17 protein-coding genes and 2 pseudogenes are annotated in these 17,357 nt (G+C 65.2%); 7 read left to right on the forward strand and 12 right to left on the reverse strand.

Annotation, left to right across the window (positions count from 1 at the left end; genetic code table 11):
* From KDB67_RS09850 to KDB67_RS09870, 5 genes and pseudogenes are all read right to left on the reverse strand, one after another.
* Positions 1-491 (reverse strand): annotated as a pseudogene (locus KDB67_RS09850) (hypothetical protein); the annotation flags it as partial.
* A 21-nt stretch (positions 492-512) separates the two neighbouring features.
* The gene (locus tag KDB67_RS09855) at positions 513-1,223 is read right to left on the reverse strand and encodes a hypothetical protein (RefSeq protein WP_291015369.1); all 711 of its coding nucleotides are present in this window, start codon (positions 1,221-1,223) and stop codon (positions 513-515) included.
* 301 nt (positions 1,224-1,524) lie between these two features.
* Positions 1,525-2,343 carry a tetratricopeptide repeat protein gene (locus KDB67_RS09860; protein ID WP_291015370.1) on the reverse strand — a complete coding sequence of 273 codons (819 nt, stop codon included), beginning with the start codon at positions 2,341-2,343 and terminating at the stop codon, positions 1,525-1,527.
* A gap of 422 nt (positions 2,344-2,765) precedes the next feature.
* Entirely contained in the window at positions 2,766-3,026 is a 261-nt protein-coding gene (locus tag KDB67_RS09865) for a metal-sensitive transcriptional regulator (protein WP_291015372.1), read from the reverse strand.
* Positions 3,023-3,424, reverse strand: coding sequence for a DUF302 domain-containing protein (locus KDB67_RS09870; RefSeq protein ID WP_291015373.1), 402 nt, complete (start codon positions 3,422-3,424; stop codon positions 3,023-3,025). The genes KDB67_RS09865 and KDB67_RS09870 overlap by 4 nt, the downstream gene beginning before the upstream one ends.
* Before the next feature lie 132 nt (positions 3,425-3,556).
* Here KDB67_RS09870 and KDB67_RS09875 point away from each other — a divergent pair, with 132 nt between their 5' ends.
* The 3 genes from KDB67_RS09875 to KDB67_RS09885 all read left to right on the forward strand — a co-directional run bounded on the left by KDB67_RS09875 (position 3,557) and on the right by KDB67_RS09885 (position 5,473).
* Positions 3,557-3,943 (forward strand): carboxymuconolactone decarboxylase family protein, encoded by a 387-nt coding sequence (locus KDB67_RS09875; RefSeq protein WP_291015374.1) that lies wholly within the window; start codon positions 3,557-3,559, stop codon positions 3,941-3,943.
* A gap of 252 nt (positions 3,944-4,195) precedes the next feature.
* Positions 4,196-4,735, forward strand: a complete 540-nt coding sequence (locus KDB67_RS09880; RefSeq protein WP_291015375.1) for a Uma2 family endonuclease — start codon at positions 4,196-4,198, stop codon at positions 4,733-4,735.
* A gap of 132 nt (positions 4,736-4,867) precedes the next feature.
* Positions 4,868-5,473, forward strand: coding sequence for a dihydrofolate reductase family protein (locus KDB67_RS09885; protein WP_291015377.1), 606 nt, complete (start codon positions 4,868-4,870; stop codon positions 5,471-5,473).
* A 61-nt stretch (positions 5,474-5,534) separates the two neighbouring features.
* Here KDB67_RS09885 and KDB67_RS09890 read toward each other — a convergent pair whose 3' ends face one another.
* The 7 genes from KDB67_RS09890 to KDB67_RS09920 form a co-directional block, all read right to left on the reverse strand.
* Entirely contained in the window at positions 5,535-7,004 is a 1,470-nt protein-coding gene (locus KDB67_RS09890) for an oxidoreductase (RefSeq protein WP_291015378.1), read from the reverse strand.
* On the reverse strand, positions 7,001-7,903 hold the full coding sequence (locus KDB67_RS09895; protein WP_324384630.1) for an FAD:protein FMN transferase: 903 nt from the start codon (positions 7,901-7,903) through the stop codon (positions 7,001-7,003). The genes KDB67_RS09890 and KDB67_RS09895 overlap by 4 nt, the downstream gene beginning before the upstream one ends.
* Positions 7,904-7,912: 9 nt before the next feature.
* Entirely contained in the window at positions 7,913-8,323 is a 411-nt protein-coding gene (locus KDB67_RS09900) for an FMN-binding protein (RefSeq protein WP_291015382.1), read from the reverse strand.
* Positions 8,324-8,422: 99 nt separating this feature from the next.
* The gene (locus tag KDB67_RS09905; RefSeq protein ID WP_291015384.1) at positions 8,423-10,507 is read right to left on the reverse strand and encodes an AMP-binding protein; all 2,085 of its coding nucleotides are present in this window, start codon (positions 10,505-10,507) and stop codon (positions 8,423-8,425) included.
* A complete protein-coding gene (locus tag KDB67_RS09910; protein WP_291015386.1) occupies positions 10,504-11,382 on the reverse strand; it encodes a 1-acyl-sn-glycerol-3-phosphate acyltransferase in 879 nt (292 codons plus the stop codon). The genes KDB67_RS09905 and KDB67_RS09910 overlap by 4 nt, the downstream gene beginning before the upstream one ends.
* A 179-nt stretch (positions 11,383-11,561) precedes the next feature.
* Positions 11,562-12,365 carry an ABC transporter permease subunit gene (locus tag KDB67_RS09915; protein ID WP_291015387.1) on the reverse strand — a complete coding sequence of 268 codons (804 nt, stop codon included), beginning with the start codon at positions 12,363-12,365 and terminating at the stop codon, positions 11,562-11,564.
* Positions 12,362-13,318 (reverse strand): ATP-binding cassette domain-containing protein, encoded by a 957-nt coding sequence (locus KDB67_RS09920; RefSeq protein ID WP_291015388.1) that lies wholly within the window; start codon positions 13,316-13,318, stop codon positions 12,362-12,364. The genes KDB67_RS09915 and KDB67_RS09920 overlap by 4 nt, the downstream gene beginning before the upstream one ends.
* Before the next feature lie 197 nt (positions 13,319-13,515).
* On the opposite strand from KDB67_RS09920, the gene KDB67_RS09925 reads away from it, so the two are divergent.
* The 4 genes and pseudogenes from KDB67_RS09925 to KDB67_RS09940 all read left to right on the forward strand — a co-directional run.
* Positions 13,516-14,058 (forward strand): YceI family protein, encoded by a 543-nt coding sequence (locus KDB67_RS09925; RefSeq protein ID WP_291015390.1) that lies wholly within the window; start codon positions 13,516-13,518, stop codon positions 14,056-14,058.
* Positions 14,059-14,223: 165 nt separating this feature from the next.
* On the forward strand, positions 14,224-15,909 hold the full coding sequence (locus tag KDB67_RS09930) for an adenylate/guanylate cyclase domain-containing protein (protein WP_291015392.1): 1,686 nt from the start codon (positions 14,224-14,226) through the stop codon (positions 15,907-15,909).
* Positions 15,906-16,826, forward strand: coding sequence for an oxidoreductase (locus KDB67_RS09935; RefSeq protein WP_291015393.1), 921 nt, complete (start codon positions 15,906-15,908; stop codon positions 16,824-16,826). Before KDB67_RS09930 ends, KDB67_RS09935 begins: the two co-directional genes overlap by 4 nt.
* 317 nt (positions 16,827-17,143) lie before the next feature.
* Positions 17,144-17,357 (forward strand): annotated as a pseudogene (locus tag KDB67_RS09940) (SDR family oxidoreductase); the annotation flags it as partial.

Consider the following 17,357-nt stretch of genomic DNA (forward strand, 5'->3'; position numbering starts at 1 on the left):
GCGTAGTGCGCCATTGCCGACAGCATCGCCAGCTCCCGGCTTGATGCCGCGACATCGGCATCATCGATCACCGGAACGAGATTCGGTCCGACCACGATCGGGGTGATCATCGACCCGCGTCCGATCTGGATCGGTTGTGCCGCCCAGCGCGCCACGCTGTCATCGACGCACACCACCAGTACTTCAACGGGGCACCGCAGTCGCTGCCGCAGCGAGATCACATAGCTGGGCCAGGAGTACGTTTTGTCGCTGTCATGACCCAACTGGACTTCGACGACGATCCCAAGGACCGCGCGACCGTCCTGATTGAGTGTGACCACCGCATCGGCCCGCCGCTCGGTCGGCACCACCTCACTCAGGTCGGGCGAGCCGAGCTCCGCCGACTCATACTCGGGTACGACGAGATCGGCGACTCCGGTGAGCATCTCGGCTGCGAATGCCGGACATAATCGGATCAACTCGACGATCGCCTCGTGGCGCATCGAAACCATACCGGTGAGGATAGGAGTTGCCTACGACATCGATCGTGCTCGATGGCCTGCGCGGCAGATCGAGACCGCCGCGCGCCGGGATCTGGATGCGCTCGCTTGCACGTGGCCCGCGGGACGGCCCGCGTGCCACGTGAGGCGTGGTACCGCCGATGAAGCCCTGGGCGCGCCGATTGCGAAGTGGCCCGGCAGCTTCCGGACGGTTGGTGAGCTGGATTTCGCCGCTCCATCTTCTGGGAAGCTGCGGTCGATGCCGACGACTCCTTGACAGGTGATGCAGAACGAAATGTTGCCGGTCCAGCGCGGGAGATGCGTGGTCCGTGCTTTACGTCGAAGACATCGCGCGCAGTCGCGGTAGTCGGCCTTGAGTACAAGCAGCCGGGCTCGTTCGAGAAGAAGAGCAGCACCGATCGCGTTCGGCGGCGTGAGCCAACTCAGCCGAACAGATATCGGCGGGTTGTAGTCGCGGCCCGTGATCAGGTCGTCGTCGATGCCTATAGCGGTATTGACAGAATGCCCGAACGGGCTGACATCCTGCTCGGGCGGTGCGAGCAAGACGGAACTCAACGTACCGAGGTTGAGTTCCGTCTTGCTCGATCGTTTGAACTCCGCTGTGGCTTCGGCCGCCAAATCTGATACACATCGGATTCGCTTCGCATCACCATGGATCGAGCGGTCGGTGACGTGCCGACGCTGGGGCGCATGCCCGATGCGCTCAATGCGGTCGCACTCCACGCACGTCACTCCCAGTGTTTGCCATGGGTTCGACAAACGGCTCCTTTGCTGCAGTAGCTGCAGGGCTGGTTGCCGTTGAACATGCCTGAGCCGCTTCCTTTGCCGTGGCACTTCTGGCACTCGAGGGTGGGCTTGTGGCAATGGGTGCAATTCTGATAATAGCTCATGATATGAGTTCCTTTCGCGGCGGAGATGATTTTCCGAAGTTGTTCGTCGGGTGAAATAGCGTCGCCTATATTGAGCCCGGATATTATCTACCCGAGGCAGGTGTGATTTCTTTCTGAGTTGATGCCGACCCCGACTACTGGAGACCGGTCTTGCGAACGTGGGACGATGCGATCCTCCGATTGTATTTCCAACCAGGAATCCGGTACCAGTAGGTGAGTACGGCGGAACCTATGACTAGAGCCAATGCGAAACCTCCCATGGCCGCCGGTTCGATGAATGAACCGAGTACTGTCAAGAGGATACCGACCGTCACCCACTTGATGAGGAGCCAAAAGCCTTTGCTAGACCAGAACCTGACCCGTTCGGCTTGCTCCAAGTCTTGTCGTACGATAGCGACGTCGTCGTCGATCGTTGTGACGCCAAGGGTATCGATGAAGGCCAACTTTTCTTTTCCATAGTTGAGCTGCTTCTCCGAGAGGATGAGTTTCGTGCCGGCGTCTTCGTTCGTAGACCAACTTTCGACGATCATGTCCAGAAGAACCTGGGCATACATTTCCCGGATACCGTCGTCATCCGGCTGCTTCTCGTGGGCTGCCTTGAGGAGGTCGTGCCCCTTATTGATGTTGCCGAGCATAGCCTCGGCACATCCGACGGATGCCGAGTAGTGTGCGTTGCCCGGATCCAGTTTTGCGGCTCGAGAATACTCAGCGAGTGCGCGCTCTGCCTGCTCGTTGGCGAGGTAGACGTCGCCGAGATCGTCATGGCTGCTCGCTTCATTGGGATCGAGACGAATGGCCTCGCCCAGTGCGAACTCGGCGTCAGCATTGTCGTCGAGATGGAACGAGCTCAACCCGCGAACATGCCACGCAATGGGGCTATCGGGCAGCTGTGCGGTCGCCTTGCGTGCGGCGTCGTTGGACTGCGATACGTTTCCTGTTTTGCCGTGGTCCAAGGCAATTTGAAGCCAGTCGGGTTCCTGAGTCGGACCGGTTTGCGTCGTCGGATCTGTGCCTGCCAGCGATTGCTGCAGCCTATTTAGCGTCGGGGGGGGGGCTTCCGTCGTGAGTAGTCGATCGCCATCGGCGATTCTCCTTTCCGAAGCAACGTCGGCGAGATGTCGGTGATGTCAGGATAGGCAGATTTGTTGGACCTTCACCCGTCGTTGCGGAAATTTTCGTGGGATCGTCGCGAAGTTCGTCCCTTTGGGCTACACCCTTGGGTGGCAATGGGTTCGGGAGCGCCGGCGCGCCGATGTTATTGCACGTGTGTGCGGCCGGGCGCCCGCAAGACACGATGCGGCGGCACCTCCCCAGGCGGCTTATGTGGTGGATCGGTGCTCGTATAGCGCACCGATCCACCACATAGTGTGGGTATTCAGGCTAGGGCTAGGAAGAGTTTTTCTAGTTTCTTGGTGTCTACGTTTTCGGGGCCTTCTGTGGCGATGCAGTGTTGGAGGCCCGTCGCGACGAGGGCGTAGCCGCTGCGGCCGAGGGCCTTGTTGACGGCGGCTAGCTGGGTGAGGACGTCTTCGCAGTCCTGGCCTTCTTCGAGCATGCGGATCACTGTGGCGAGGTGGCCGTGGGCGCGTTTGAGGCGGGTGACGATGGGTTTGGTGTCGTCGGTGGGGATCTTCACGCGGTGACTCCTTGCAGGTTGTCGAGCATCGACGCGAGCAGTGTACGGGCCTCGGTGGCCACCACCTCCAGTTCGGCGGTGCCGGTGAAGGCCGGCATCACGCCGGGATCCATGATCTCCACCAGTGAACCGTCGCCGTCGGCGCTGACCACGACGTTGCAGGGGAGCAGGGTGGCGACGCGGGGGTCGGCCTGTAGGGCCTGATGGGCGAGTTGGGGACGGCACGCGCCGAGGATGATCTTCGGGGCGACGTCGACGTCCAGTTTGGTCTTGAGGGTGGCCGCGATGTCGATCTCGGTGAGCACTCCGAAGCCGACGCCGGCGAGGCCGTCGCGGACTTGGGTCACCGCCTGGGCGTAGGGCAGGTCCAGGGTGCGGGCGAGGGTGAATGCGGTCATGGGGTTCGGCCTCCTTGCAGGTTCGTTCGTGGACGATCACCATCTTTGCATAACCCCCTGGGGGGATGCTACGTTCGCCGTGTCATAACCTCGGGTTGACACCAAACCCCATTCAAGTCAAGGAGATTCATCATGGTCGGCGCCCTCAGCAACCACACGACAGACAACCAGACCGGCGCGGACACCCTGCGCAAGCTGGGGCCGCAGCATCGGGCCCTGCGCAAGGCGATCCCCGATGTGTACGCCGGCTTCGGCGCCCTGGCCGCCGCGGCGTTCGAGGACGGTGCGCTCGACCGGAAAACCAAGGAACTCATTGCCTTCGCGATCGGCGTCGTCGAAGGGTGTGACGGATGCATCGCCTCGCACGGGCAGGCCGCGGTCAAAGCCGGGGCCACCGAACAGGAGGCCGCGGAGGCCATCGGCGTCACCTTCCTCATGCACGGCGGTCCGGCGACCATCCACGGGGCCCGCGCCTACGAGGTGTTCCGCGGATTCGTTTCGGAGCAGGCCGCACAATAGTGACGAGATACTGATAGGAAGTACGACATGTGCCAACCCATCCGATGCCGCATCTGCGGCAAGACCACCTGGACAGGCTGCGGCAGCCACATCGAGGAAGTCCGTCGCACCGTGCCGCCGGCCGACTGGTGTCCCGGTCACGCCAAACAGTCCCTGCGAGACAGATTCAAGTCCTGACCGGAGGGGACCACGGACACCCGCCGTCGACGCGACCAGCGTCGTTGACGGGTGTCCGCGCGTAGAATGGCCGCCATGACCGTCGCCCAGACGTACCCGCAGCTCTTGTCGCTGGCGGACTGGCGTGCCCTGGGGGAGGACGAGGATACGCGAACCGAACTGCAGGAGGGCGTGCTTTTCGTGTTACCCGGACCGGCAAAGTCGCATGCTCGCGTGATCTCCCGGCTCGTGACGCAGATCTCGGCTCAGCTTCCTGACGGTGTCGAGGCCCTCGCGGAAGTCGATCTCGTCGTCGATTCGTCAACACCCGCGACCGTACGCGTGCCGGATGTCGTCATCTGCGCGGAGTTCGCCGAAGAGCTGTTGGAATCAGCACAGGTCGAGGTAGTGGTTGAGGTGCTCTCGCCCGGTACCAGGCGTACCGACCTGGTGACCAAGCGCAGCGAATACGCCGACGCCGGTATCGGTCACTACTGGATCATCGATCGGGACCTGGGAGTCCTGACCGCATTGGAACTGACCGATGACGGGTATGTGGGCACCGACCATACGGGTGTGTTCAGCACCGAAAAGCCCTATCCGCTGAGTGTAGACATCGACGCACTCAGTCTGTAGCCGGTACGAAAGGTGCTTGCGTCTGTTCGGTCGTGGGCGTACGTTGGCCGACATGATCTCCTGAGCCCGATCACACGGTCATTGCGCGCCCCGACAGTGGGCGCGTCATTCTCATACCCTTGAGGGGCTCTCATGCGAAAACTTGTCTATTTTGTCGCGACCACACTCGACGGCTTCATCTCCGATGCCGCCGACAGCGATCCCACCGGTACGGTATTCAATCCCGAAGGCGCTCACGCGGTGCCACTCATCGCCGAATATCCGGAGATGATTCCCAGCCACATCCGGCCGATGCTCGGTCTGACCGACACTGCGCCACAGCATTTCGACACCGTGCTCGAAGGACGTGGCACGTACGAGATCGGGTTGGCGGCGGGCGTGACCAATGCCTACCGGCACCTGCGGCATCTGGTGTTCTCCACCACGCTGACCGTCGTCGACGATCCTGCTATCGAACTGGTGCGCACGGATCCGGCTGAACGCGTCCGCGAGCTGAAAGCCGAAGAAGGACTGGATATCTGGCTGTGTGGTGGTGGAACCCTGGCGGGCGCGCTACGCGAGGAGATCGACGAACTGCACCTCAAGGTGTATCCCGTCGTCCTCGGAAAAGGTGTGCCGCTCTTCGGAACCCAACCATCCGGCGCGCAACCCGTGATCGACCGGTACGCGCTGCGGTCGGCTGCACCGTTCGACAGTGGGGTATCGCTGATGACCTACGAGCGGATCAGTAGCCGGTGAAGGAGTCGGTGTGGATTCGCCAGGGGCGCAGCAGGAGGTCGCGGTGGGCTCGGATCAGGCGCTAGCGGGTGGCGGAGACGAAACCGGGGACGCCGGAGATGTAGTAGCGAGGCGGGGGACCGGCGGCGGCGAGTTCGTGGGACAGATCGACGATGCGGTCGATGGCCTGGGGAGAGGCGTCCGGGTTCTCGATGATCTCGACCCGAGCTCCCCGGACTGCGGCCGCGGCGAGGACGTCGCGATAGACGCGCCGGCTGTCGTCGCCCACCATGTGCACCAGCACCACCGGTGACAGATCGGTGCCGGCGGCGAGCCAGGTGCGCAGCATCGAGATATACGGGGTGATACCGATTCCCGACGCGATCAGCACGATCCGGTCGGTGGCGAAATCGGCGGGCTTCACGACGAAGTCGCCGCCCTGATTGTCGATGAAGGCGGCCTTCTGGTCGCTGATCAGACGTGCCTTGAACGGTGAGGGATGCGGGCCGGTGGTGAACGAGAATTCGGCCGAATCGGCACCCGGTACCGACGAGAACGAGAACACGCGTCGCGAACTGTGCCACACCGGCATCGACCAACTCGGGGCGCTGAGAGTGGCCCACTGCCCGGGAACGAACATCGGGGCATCGCCCGTAGGTTCAGCGGCCACCACATAGGTGCCCGTCGCCGACGGTTCGGTGGTGGCCGACAACGGAATCCGCCGCGCCGTCCCAGACGACAGCCGGACCGCGAACGCGAACAGGCAGCCGAACGCCAGGGCGATCTCCGGGTCGAAGGAGAACTCATAGGCCGAACTCACCTCGAACGTCAGCTGGCTGTGCAACAGCACACCCACCAGCGCGCCGTAGATCAGTGTCGTGATCCGGGTGGGCGGCGACGTCAGCGGTTCGGGCAGCATGATCGTGCCGAGGAAGAGCACCGGCGTCGACTTGAGCCACATCCCGGCGTCGGGGACCGCCGTGAACTGCCCGGCGATCAGCAGCGTGATCACCGACGCCGCCAGAAACACCCCGACCAGTTCCCAGATGCGCAGCACGATCACCAGCAGTGCCCCGATGACCAGCATCGGGACGAGCAGCGGCTCGGCGGCCACCCACCACGAGATGAACATCAGCCCACCGATATCGGCGTACATCAGGGCATAACAGACGATCGCGCCCACCACGACCGGGTTGAAGATCAGGCGTCGCCGCCACACGAGCACATACTTCGACGCCGCCGCGGCAGCAGCCCCGATCGCTGCGGTCTTCCAGGTCGCGGAGTCGGTGGCCACCGGCATCACGAAGAACAGGATGAGTGCGGTGATCAGCCACGAATCGGAATTCGGTGGCACCTGGACGATCGCGGCGCCGGCGAAACTGACCGTCGCGAACACGACGATCACCGTGACGAGCGACTTGAACAGATCGGCGGGCAGGTAGCCGAATTCGTCGTCGGTGGCGGCCACCAAGAACGCGCACGCGGTCAGCGCCACCAGCGCCAGCAGAACCGCCCGATGCGCGGTGAGCCCACGCGGTACAAACCGAATCATACGAACAGCTCCAACCCGGGAAAATCGGAATACTCGACCTGGCCATTGTGCCGGATCAGCACGTAATCAAAATCCAGGCCCTCCGATCGGGCATACAGGTCCTCCGCGGGAGTGAAGAACAGCGCCGTCGCCAGACCGTCGGCGATCATTGCCGACGGCGCGATCACCCAGGTGGCGACGACGTCCCAGGTGGGTGTCCCGGTCTTGGGATCGATGATGTGATGCCAGGTTCCGGCAGACTCCCCGATCCCATCCGCCCAGGACCGCCGGTTGCTAGCCGACGCGCAGATGGCGCCGGAAGACATCTCGGCGACGCCGATCGCCTTGGTGGGGTCGGCCGGGTGTTCCAGAGCGACCCGCACCGGCGTGTCGCCGGTCGAGATGACCATGTCGCCGCTCCCGTCGACGATGAACGTTCCGGTCTGCTCCGCGACGATCGCCGCGACGCGGTCGATCGCGAAACCCTTGCCCGCGGCACCGACATCGATGATCGCGGCCAGCCGGGTGACCAACTCGCCGTCGTGGGACTCGATGACATCGGACCAGGTGGGGCACGGCGCGATGCCGGCGATTCGACGCAGCGAATAGCTCGCGTCGTATCCGGCGTCGGCCAGGGCCTGCCCGACGAACGGGGAGACCGCGCCGCCGGTGGACTGGTACAGACGCCAGTACCAGTCCACCAGTGGCTGATCGGACTCGGGAATCGGGAACCGCCCAGGGCGGCGGGCCATCTCACCGACGGTGGAATCGCTGCGGAACCTCGACCACATCACGTCTATGCGGTCGAGTTCGGCGGTGACCGCGTGGGTGCACTCAGGTGGCAGTGGTTCCGGTGTGGACACCATCCATTGCGTCCCCAGTGATTCAAAAGACCAATCGGCGGTGATGGCGTGTGTCAATTTGCGGTACTACCGCCGGGCCTGCGATTTGATCTTGGAAATCGCGTTGTTGAATCCCTTCGGCGTCAACGACGATCCGGCGGTCTTGCCCACGTTGACCGAGTCGATGTTCTTACCGACGACCTGAGAGGCGATCGAACCGGCGGCCAGACGCTGGAACCGCGACGCGACCGGATGCGACGAGCCGGGAGTGACGCGGACGGACCGGACGATGTTCTTCTTCAGTGTGACAGTCACATTGATCTTGTCCGGTCCGCCCGGACGGGTGTAGTTGCCGGTGGCAGAGTAGGTGCCGTCCCGGTAGTTGGCGGCCTCCGCGTCCGCCGCGAGTGCGGTGGTCAGGGTTCCGGCCGTGGCGACGGCCGCGAGCACGCCCGCCACCCGAACGGATCCGTGAACAGAATTCTTTGTTGGATTCATGGCTAGAACAGTACCAAGTCGGACACTACGAAAGATAGCCTTCCCTAATATTGCGCAGCGATGAAATACCGATCTGAAATTGTTTTCCATTCACTGCGGTCAACGCGACTGCAGTTCTCGCCGCAGGACCTTTCCGGTGGCATTGCGGGGCAACTCATCGATGAAGTCGATGTCGCGGGGCACCTTGTAGCCGGCGAGTTGGCTCTTGACCAGTGCTTTGAGTTCATCCGCGGTGGTCTGCTGGCCGTCGCGCAGGACGACGAACGCCCGCAGACGTTGCCCGAACTTCTCGTCGTCGACACCGATGGCCGCGACATCGGCGACCGCCGGATGCCGGGAGATGGTGTCCTCGACCTCCTTGGGGAAGACGTTCTCGCCGCCCGAGACGATCATGTCGTCGTCGCGGCCCACCACGAACAATCTGCCCGCGGCGTCGAAACGGCCCACGTCGCCGGTCGCCATCAGGCCGTTGCGGCGCTGTTTGTCGCCGCCGCCGGAATAGCCGTCGAACAGCTGGGAGTTGCCGACGAAGATACGGCCCACCTCGCCCTGCGGGACCTCGGAGTTGTTCTCGTCCAACAGCTTCACCGTGGTGCCGCGGGTCGGTTTGCCCGCGGTTCCGGGTGCGCGCCGCATGTCCTCGGGTGTGGCGATGGTGGCGTTGGCGACCTCGGTGGAGCCGTACAGGTTGTACAGATTGTCGCCGAACTCATTCATCCATCGGTCCGAAAGGTCGCCGGGCAGTGCCGATCCCGATGCCGCGACCACCGTCAGCGACGACGTGTCGTACCGCTGACGCACGTCACCGGGCAACTCCAGCATGCGTTGCAGCATCACCGGTACCACGGCCAGCGCCTGCACGTCGTGCTCGGCGATCGCCGCCAGCCACTGCTCGGGATCGAACTTGCGCACGCACACGAAGGTGCAGCCCAGGCCAAGCCCGAGAAGCAGATTCGACAGACCCCAGGCGTGGAAGGCCGGTGCGGCCAGACCCACCCGCATCCCGGTCTTGAGCGGGATGCGGTCGAGCAGCGCTGCCGGGGCCTCCAGCGTCGGGATTGAGCCGCCGCCCGAGATTGCTCCTCGCGCAGCACCTTTCGGAGTTCCGGTGGTGCCGGAGGTGAGGATGGTGATCTTGCTGGTGTGGCCTGGGCTCGGCGGCGAACTGTTGGGGTAAGCCGCGGCCAGGGCGGCCAGCGTCGTCGGTTCGGGTTCGAGGTCGGTGCTCGCGCCGTCGGCGAGGATCGCCCTGCGGTTGGCGGTAGCGTCGGACACCAGTTCGGCGAACTCGGAGTCGTAGATGATCGCCGACGGCTGCTCGCGGCGGCACACCTCGGCGATCTGATTGGCGGAGAATCCGGTATTGAGCAGCAGCACATCGGCTCCTGCCTTCGCCACCGCGGACATCGCCAGCACGAAACCGCGATGATTGCGGGCCAGCAACGCCACGGCGTCGCCCTCGCTGACCCCGATCATCCGCAGGCCCGCGGCGATCGAGGTGCTCTGCCGGTCGGCCTCGGCGTAGGTCAGTGCACCCTGGTCGTCGATGATCGCGATGCGGTCGCCGTGCCGGGCCTCGCCGATCGCGATCAGCGATGCCGGTGACAGCCCCCAGTTGCGCGCGGCAAAACCTATGCGCACCAGGCGATCCGGCCGCATCGGTGCGATGATGCCGGCCTTGGTCAGGGTGGTGAGGTACTCGACCTCGTCGGTGATACGCCGCGGCACCGATTTGGTGGGCGCGGCGCCGATCTCGCCCTCGGCCTCGGTCTTGATGTGTTCGACCATGTCCTTGAGGACCGAGAACACCTTGGGATAGGCGGCCAGGTCGGCGACCGCGCCGAGCAGGCCCGGTGCGTCGTAGGACACCCGCAGGGTGAGCGAGGTACCACCGCCGACGGGTCGCAGCCGCAGCCGGAACCGGTGTGTCACACCGCCGTACGTGGCCCAGGCGAGTTCGCGCGGCTCGGTGTACTCGGTGACGATCACGCTGCCGCCGATCGTGGCGCCGCCCACCTGCATCAACACGCGGTAGCGGGAGTCGAGTGCGGGTTCGCGGTCGGGTTCCTGCGCCACGATCTGCATGTGCGAGCCGGTGAACCGGGTCAGTCCCACCGGGTCCGAGCACAGCGCCCACACCTCGTCGACGGGGGCGGCGATGACTTCGCGATGTTCGATTTTCATCCGAGAACCGGCAGCTTTCGTTCGGCTTGGAGAGCGGTCAGCACGTCCTGCATCTGCCCGACGACGTCGTCGTACACCTTGTCGAGATCGGGATCGTCGCCGTAGGTGGCGCGCAGGTCGATGGGTGGCAGATAAGAGATGGTGATCTTGGCCGGCAGCGGAATGAACGGGCTGAACGGCAGGGTGACGCCGAACGGCGCCGAGAGCACGATCGGCAGCACCTTCAGGCGCATGGTCCGGTCGAGACCGAGGAAGCGGGCGATCGAGTCTCCGCGGGCCAGGAACAGGGCGGTTTCCTGACCGCCGATGGTCACCTGCGGCACGATCGGCACATTGTGTTTGAGGGCCAGCCGCAGGAAGCCCTTGCGGCGGTCGAAGTCGACCAGCGCCGATTGTGACGTGGGCCGGTACACCTCGTAGTCGCCGCCCGGGAACACCTGCAGCAGACCGCCGTCGGCGAGGACGGTGTGGCCGTTCTCCGGGTCGGCCTCGACGGTGCCGAACTTGCGCAGCATCGGGGCGAGCGGCGAGTTGAGCACCATGCGGTGGGCGAGTTGATAGAACGGGCGCTGCGCACCGAAGTACGAGGTGACCGCGAGTTGGCTGATCAGCACCTCCGGCGAAAGGATGCCGCCGGTGTGGTTGCCGACGATCAGTGCCGGGCCCTTGGCCGGAATGTGATGCAGCCCACGTACGTCGGGCCGGAACCACACGCTGATGGCCAGCCACATTCCGGGCAGCATCTCGCGAATCGCGTCGGGGTCGCGGTCGTCGAGGTTGCCCACCCGTAGTCGCGGCAGGAACCGCTTGACCTGCCCGGTCACCAGCGACAGCACAGCGGGGCCCACCCCGGTGCCACCCGATTCTCCACTCATCCTCAAGTCCCTCCAGGCGTGCGTCATTGTGGCAGCAGCCGCCGATGAACGGTAGCCGACCGCACGCGCGAGTGTTGGGATTTGCCGAAATACATGCCGCTCGGCGAATCCGCAGCGGGGAGCGTCAGCTGATGTCGCGTTTGGATGCGAATCGTTCGACGCCGCAATGACGTGGGTTGTCAGCTGATGTCGCGCTTAAACGTGGTGAACCGGCCGATCAGCGCCAGCGCGACGATGTAGGCGACCATCATCGCCGCACCCGCCGGACGCGACAGCAGTTCGATGGCCGTGCCGCTGCCGGCGCTGCTGTAGAAGCTGGAGCCGATGATGCCGTCGGCCGCCGCGCCCGGCAGGAACTTGGCCACCGACGACGTCGAATCGAACTCGGCGAGCGCGACCCGGGCGATCGGTTCGACGAACTGGGTGAACGCCAGCAGCACGATGATCGCCGCCACTTGATTCGACAGCACCGAGCCGATCGCTACGCCCATCATCAGCCACAACGCCATCACGATCACCGAGAACACGATCACCTCGACGGTCGCGCCGTCGGTGAGGAACGCCCCGTCACCACGCCAGGCCAATAGCGGGGCGGCCGCGATCACGACGGTCGCGGTGGCGGTGACGCCGTAGATCAGGCCCATCGGGATTCCCGCGAGCAGTTTGGCGCCCAGCAGCACGCCACGTCGCGGCTCCACCAGCAGGCTCGCGGTGATGGTCTTGTGCCGGAACTCGGCGGTCACCGCGAGCGAGCCGATGACCAGCGGGAACACGTAGCCGATGGGGGAGATGAGGGCGTAGATGGACCGGGCCAGCGGTGCGCCGGCGAGGGTTGTCGCGTCGAGTTCGTCGGTGCCCGCGGTCAGTGAGAACGCCATCGCCAGCCCGACGAACCCGAGATAGGCGATGAGCCCGATCAGCAGGATCCACCACATGCGGGTGGAGGTGAACTTGCGGTACTCGGCAAGTAGTGCGGTCTTCATCGGACGGCTCCTGCCTGTGTGGTCCCGGGTGGGGTGGTTTCCGGTGCAGGGGTGGCCCGGCGGTCGGTGCCCGCGGTCAATTGCAGGAACACCGACTCCAGGTCGCCGCCGATGTCGGTGAGTTGATGCAGTTCGATGCCCGCGGCGAAGGCGGCGGCACCGATGACGGCGGCGTCGACGTCGTCGATGCGGAAACCTCCCGGGCCCTGCGAAATGGTCCATTGGTGTTCCTGGGCCAGGGCCAGCAGCTTGTCGGGTGCCGGTGTGCGGATGCCCACCGACTGCCGTGCCAGTCCCTCGAAAGCGGTCAGCGACGACGCGTGCAGGAGCCTGCCGCCGCCGATCACCACCACGTCGTCGACGGTGCTGCGGACCTCACCGAGGACGTGACTGGACACGAGGATCGTGCGGCCCTGTGCTGCCAGGGAGCGCAGCAGTTCCCGGATCCACACGATGCCCTGCGGGTCGAGGCCGTTGGTCGGCTCGTCGAGAATGACGATCCTCGGATCGCCGAGCAGGGCGGCGGCCAGGCCGAGGCGCTGGCGCATACCCATCGAATATCCGCCGACGCGCCGGTTGACCGCGTCGGTGAGTCCGACGAAGTCGAGGATCTCGCGGCAGCGGGCGTCGTCGACGCCGACCTGCGGTGCGAGCATCCGCAGGTGACCGAGCCCGGTGCGGCCCGGATGGAAACTCGATGCCTCCAGTGCGGCTCCGACGACACCTGCCGGCCGCTCGATGGCCTCGTAGGGGGTATCGCCGATGAGTGCGCGCCCGGAGGTCGGGGCCATCAGGCCGAGCAGCATGCGCAGCGTGGTGGTCTTGCCCGATCCGTTGGGGCCCAGGAAACCGGTGATCCGGCCCGGGCAGACGGTGAAGCTGAGGTTGTCGACGGCAGTGAACGCGCCGAAGCGTTTGGTCAGGTTCTCGACGGTGATGGCGGGTGGTTGCACTCGTGTCCTCTCGACGGCCGGGCGCCTTCCACCGTATCGTCAGGACGAATTTTCACAGTCGGGAATTAAATCGGACCAGGGTCCGTTTAGAATACGTGAAGGCCGCGGTCCCGCTCGTGAAGATCCTGGCCTCCCCCGATCGGGTTGTTCCCAATCCTGTTGTCCCTGTTCACCACCCGCCAAGGAGAAACGCCACAATGACCGTCAAAGCCCCCATCCCCGCCGGCACCTGGACCATCGACCCGGTCCACTCGACCGTCGGCTTCTCCGTCAAGCACCTCATGGTGAGCAAGGTCCGCGGCAAGTTCGACACCTTCTCCGGCACCATCACCGTCGCCGAGGACGGCACCCCGTCGGTGCAGGCCGAGATCGAGGTCGCCTCCATCAACACCGGCAACGACCAGCGCGACGGCCACGTGCGCTCCGCGGACTTCTTCGACGCCGAGAACTTCCCGAAGGCCACCTTCGTGTCCACCGATGTCGAGGCCGACGGCGACGACTACGTGCTCACCGGTGACTTCACCCTCAAGGGCGTCACGAAGAGCGTCAGCCTCAAGCTGGAGTTCAACGGCGTCAACCCGGGCATGGGCGCGGGTCCGATCGCCGGCTTCGAGGCCACGACCGTGATCAACCGCAAGGACTTCGGCGTCGACCTGGAAATGCCGCTCGAAGGTGGCGGTGTGGTCGTCGGCGACAAGATCACCATCAACCTGGAGATCGAGGCCGGCAAGGGCGCCTGATCCAACGGCCGACCATTCCGGCCGGTGGCTGCCCGACGGCGCCACCGGCCGGGCTATATGTGCGACGCGCCCGTCAGTTATCGCGTAGGTCGCTCGGCTGACACGCGATTGGGTAGGCTCCTACTACTGGTCGTCGGTGAAAGAACGGGCACGCGAGGAGGGCGCATGGTGGCGCCGCGCTGGGCCGCATCCAGGCGCCCGATGCAGAGGTTCGCGTTCGGTCGTCAGGTCACGGCCTTCGTCCTGGGCACCGGCGAACCCGCCGTCGACTGGGGTGGCCTCGACGTCGCCACCCGCACTCGCCTGGCAAAACGTGCCACGGCCATCTCGATCCTGGTCATCGTCGTCAGCAACGCCGCGATCAGCGTCGAAACCTTCCTGCTGGTGCAGCTCGCCTACAACGGCGGAGTGCTCACCGTCGACTCGACGATCGGCGCCCCGAACTTCCCGGCCATCGTCGCGGCGGTCGTCGTGGGTCTGGCGCTCAACGTGTTGCTGGGGCTGGCGATGCTGCGTCCGCAGATGCACTGGTTCCGTACCGGTTCACTCGCCGACCACGAACGGCGCAGGGCCGTGCAACACGTGCCCTACCGCCAGGTGGCGGCGACGGTCACGGCCTGGTTCTGTGCCGTCGGCGTCTACGTTCTTGTCGCCGACGATGTGACAGCCGGCCGGATCCTCGGGGTGACGGTGGCGTTCACCCTGGCGGCGTTGTCGAGCGGATCGCTCACCTTCCTGTTCGCCGAGCGGGCGTTGCGCCCGCTGGCCGTGGTGGCGCTGCACGACTACCCCGCCACCCACGCGATGCACGGCGTGCGAGCCCGGATGCTCGCCGCCTGGGCGGTCAGTTCGTCGGTGCCGTTGATCGGGCTGATCATCCTCAATCTCGGGCGCGGTCTGGACATCCTGCCCCGCCCGCACGGTCGCATCGATTGGGCCACCGTCATCCTCGCGTTCGTAGCGGTGACCGCGGGCAGCCGCGTGGTGTCGCTGGTCGCGCGGTCGATCTCGGACCCGCTCATGGAACTGCGGCAGGTATTGCTGCGGGTCGACAGAGGTGATTTCGACGCCCGCGTCGCCGTCTACGACTCGTCGGAGATCGGTGTGCTGCAGCACGGTTTCAACGAGCTGGTCATGGGTCTGGAGGAACGCGAACGGGTGCGTGACCTGTTCGCCCGGCACGTCGGCGACACCGTCGCCGAACGCGCGATGTCCTCGGGACTGGGCCGCTCAGGTACCAAGGCCGACGTCGGGGTGCTGTTCGTCGACATCGTCGGGTCGACGTCGATGGCCGAGTACAAGGATCCGGGCGAGACCGCCGAACTGCTCAACGCGTTCTTCACGATCGTCGACGAGGTGGTCAGCCGGCACAACGGGATGATCAACAAGTTCGAGGGCGATGCCGCGCTCGCGGTGTTCGGTGCGCCCGTCGAGCACCCCAATCCGGCGGCGGCGGCGTTGGCCGCGGCCCGTGAACTGGCCCGGCAGTTGCGTGGTGAACTGCCGATCCAGTGGGGGATCGGGGTGTGTTACGGGACCACCTTCGCCGGCAACATCGGCTCCGAACGGCGTTACGAGTACACCGTGATCGGTGACCCGGTGAACGAGTGTGCACGACTGTCCGACCTGGCCAAGACCGTGAACGGTTCGGTGCTGGCGAATGCGTCCGCGGTGGGTGAGGCCGACGGCGAGGCGCGGCATTGGCGGTCGGTGGGCGCCCGGGTGGTGCGCGGCCGGGAGGAACCCACCGAACTGTTCATGCCGGTCGAGTTCCTGCCACACGATCCGCCGAAGATCTCCGACGTCCTGACGTCGATCCTGCGTCCGGCGCGCCGTACGCTACGGCTATGACAGACGCCTCCCGGGAATCCGCCTCCCGCAAATCCGCTTCCCGGAAATCATGGCCCGATGCCCATATCCCCGACCAGAGCGGTCGCACGGTGATCATCACCGGCGCCAACAGCGGACTCGGCGCCGACACCGCCAAGGCACTGGCTGCCCGCGGGGCGCAGGTCATACTGGCCTGCCGCAACACCGACAAGGCCGATCAGGTGGCCGCGCAGATCGGTCCGGCCGCCACCGTGCGCGAACTCGATCTGGCCGACCTCGACTCGGTGCGCAGATTCGCCGATTCCGTCGACGCCGCCGACATCCTGATCAACAACGCCGGCATCATGGCGGTGCCGTTGCGCCGCACCGCGCAGGGCTTCGAGTCGCAGATGGGTACCAACCACCTCGGCCACTTCGCGCTCACCGCGCTGTTGCTGCCCAAGATCTCCGATCGGGTGGTCACACTGTCGTCGTTCATGCATCTGCTCGGCCGCATCAAGCTCGATGATCTCAACTGGGAGCGACGCATCTACCGGCGCTGGCAGGCCTACGGCGACTCCAAGATGGCCAATCTGATGTTCGGCCTCGAACTGGCCGACCGTCTTCGCGAGGCGGGCTCGGAGAAGAAGTCGTTCATCGCCCACCCGGGTATCGCACGGACCAAGTTGATGGGGCATTCGCGCAGCGTGTACGGGCCGCTCATGCAGGTCTTCGTGCGGCCGCTCGGTCAGTCCTCGGCCGCCGGCGCGCGGCCCACCCTGCTGGCGGCGATCACCTCCGACGCGCCGTCGGGTACCTTCTTCGGCCCCAAGCTCGGTGTGCGCGGTGGGCCGGCGAAGGCCGGCCACGCCGGTCGCGCGAACCGTGAGGCCGGCCGCGAAGGACTCTGGGAAGAATCCGAGAAGCTCACCGGTATCGGATTCGACGTCACAGGATGACCGGCGGTGCCCTATGTCATGGTCGCCCGGGTCGCGGGCCTTGTCGCTTGACAAATCTCGGTGTCCGCGGTGAGTTTCTGGTGTGAGCCAGCAAACACCGACCACAGATTCGGACCCGATACGTCGACATCCGGCTGCTGTGCGAGTGGATCGCCGAACTCGAACTCACCCACATCGGGCAGGACGACGACAGCCCTGAGGTGCTGGACCGGTTCCGGCGCAAGATCCGGCAGTTCCTCGTGCCGGCGCTCGAACCGCGCTGAGCCGGAACCGGTCGCGGGATGTTCAGGAGGGGTGCGCTCTGCCGGCGTGACCGCATGGGCCTGAACACGATGCCCGGCCAGGCCGGCTACACCGCCGCCAAGCACGGCGTCGTCGGACTGATGCGTCTGTTCGCCAACCAGCTGGCCAAGAACTTCATCCGCGTGAACACCGTGCACCCGTCGGCGGTCAACACCCCGATGGTCGCCAACGCCGAATACGGCGAGTTCATCAACACCCACCCCGACGTGGCCAGCGATCCGGCCTTCA

It is taken from the genome of Gordonia sp. (in: high G+C Gram-positive bacteria), assembly GCF_020438995.1.
In the GTDB taxonomy this organism is placed as follows: Bacteria; Actinomycetota; Actinomycetes; order Mycobacteriales; family Mycobacteriaceae; genus Gordonia.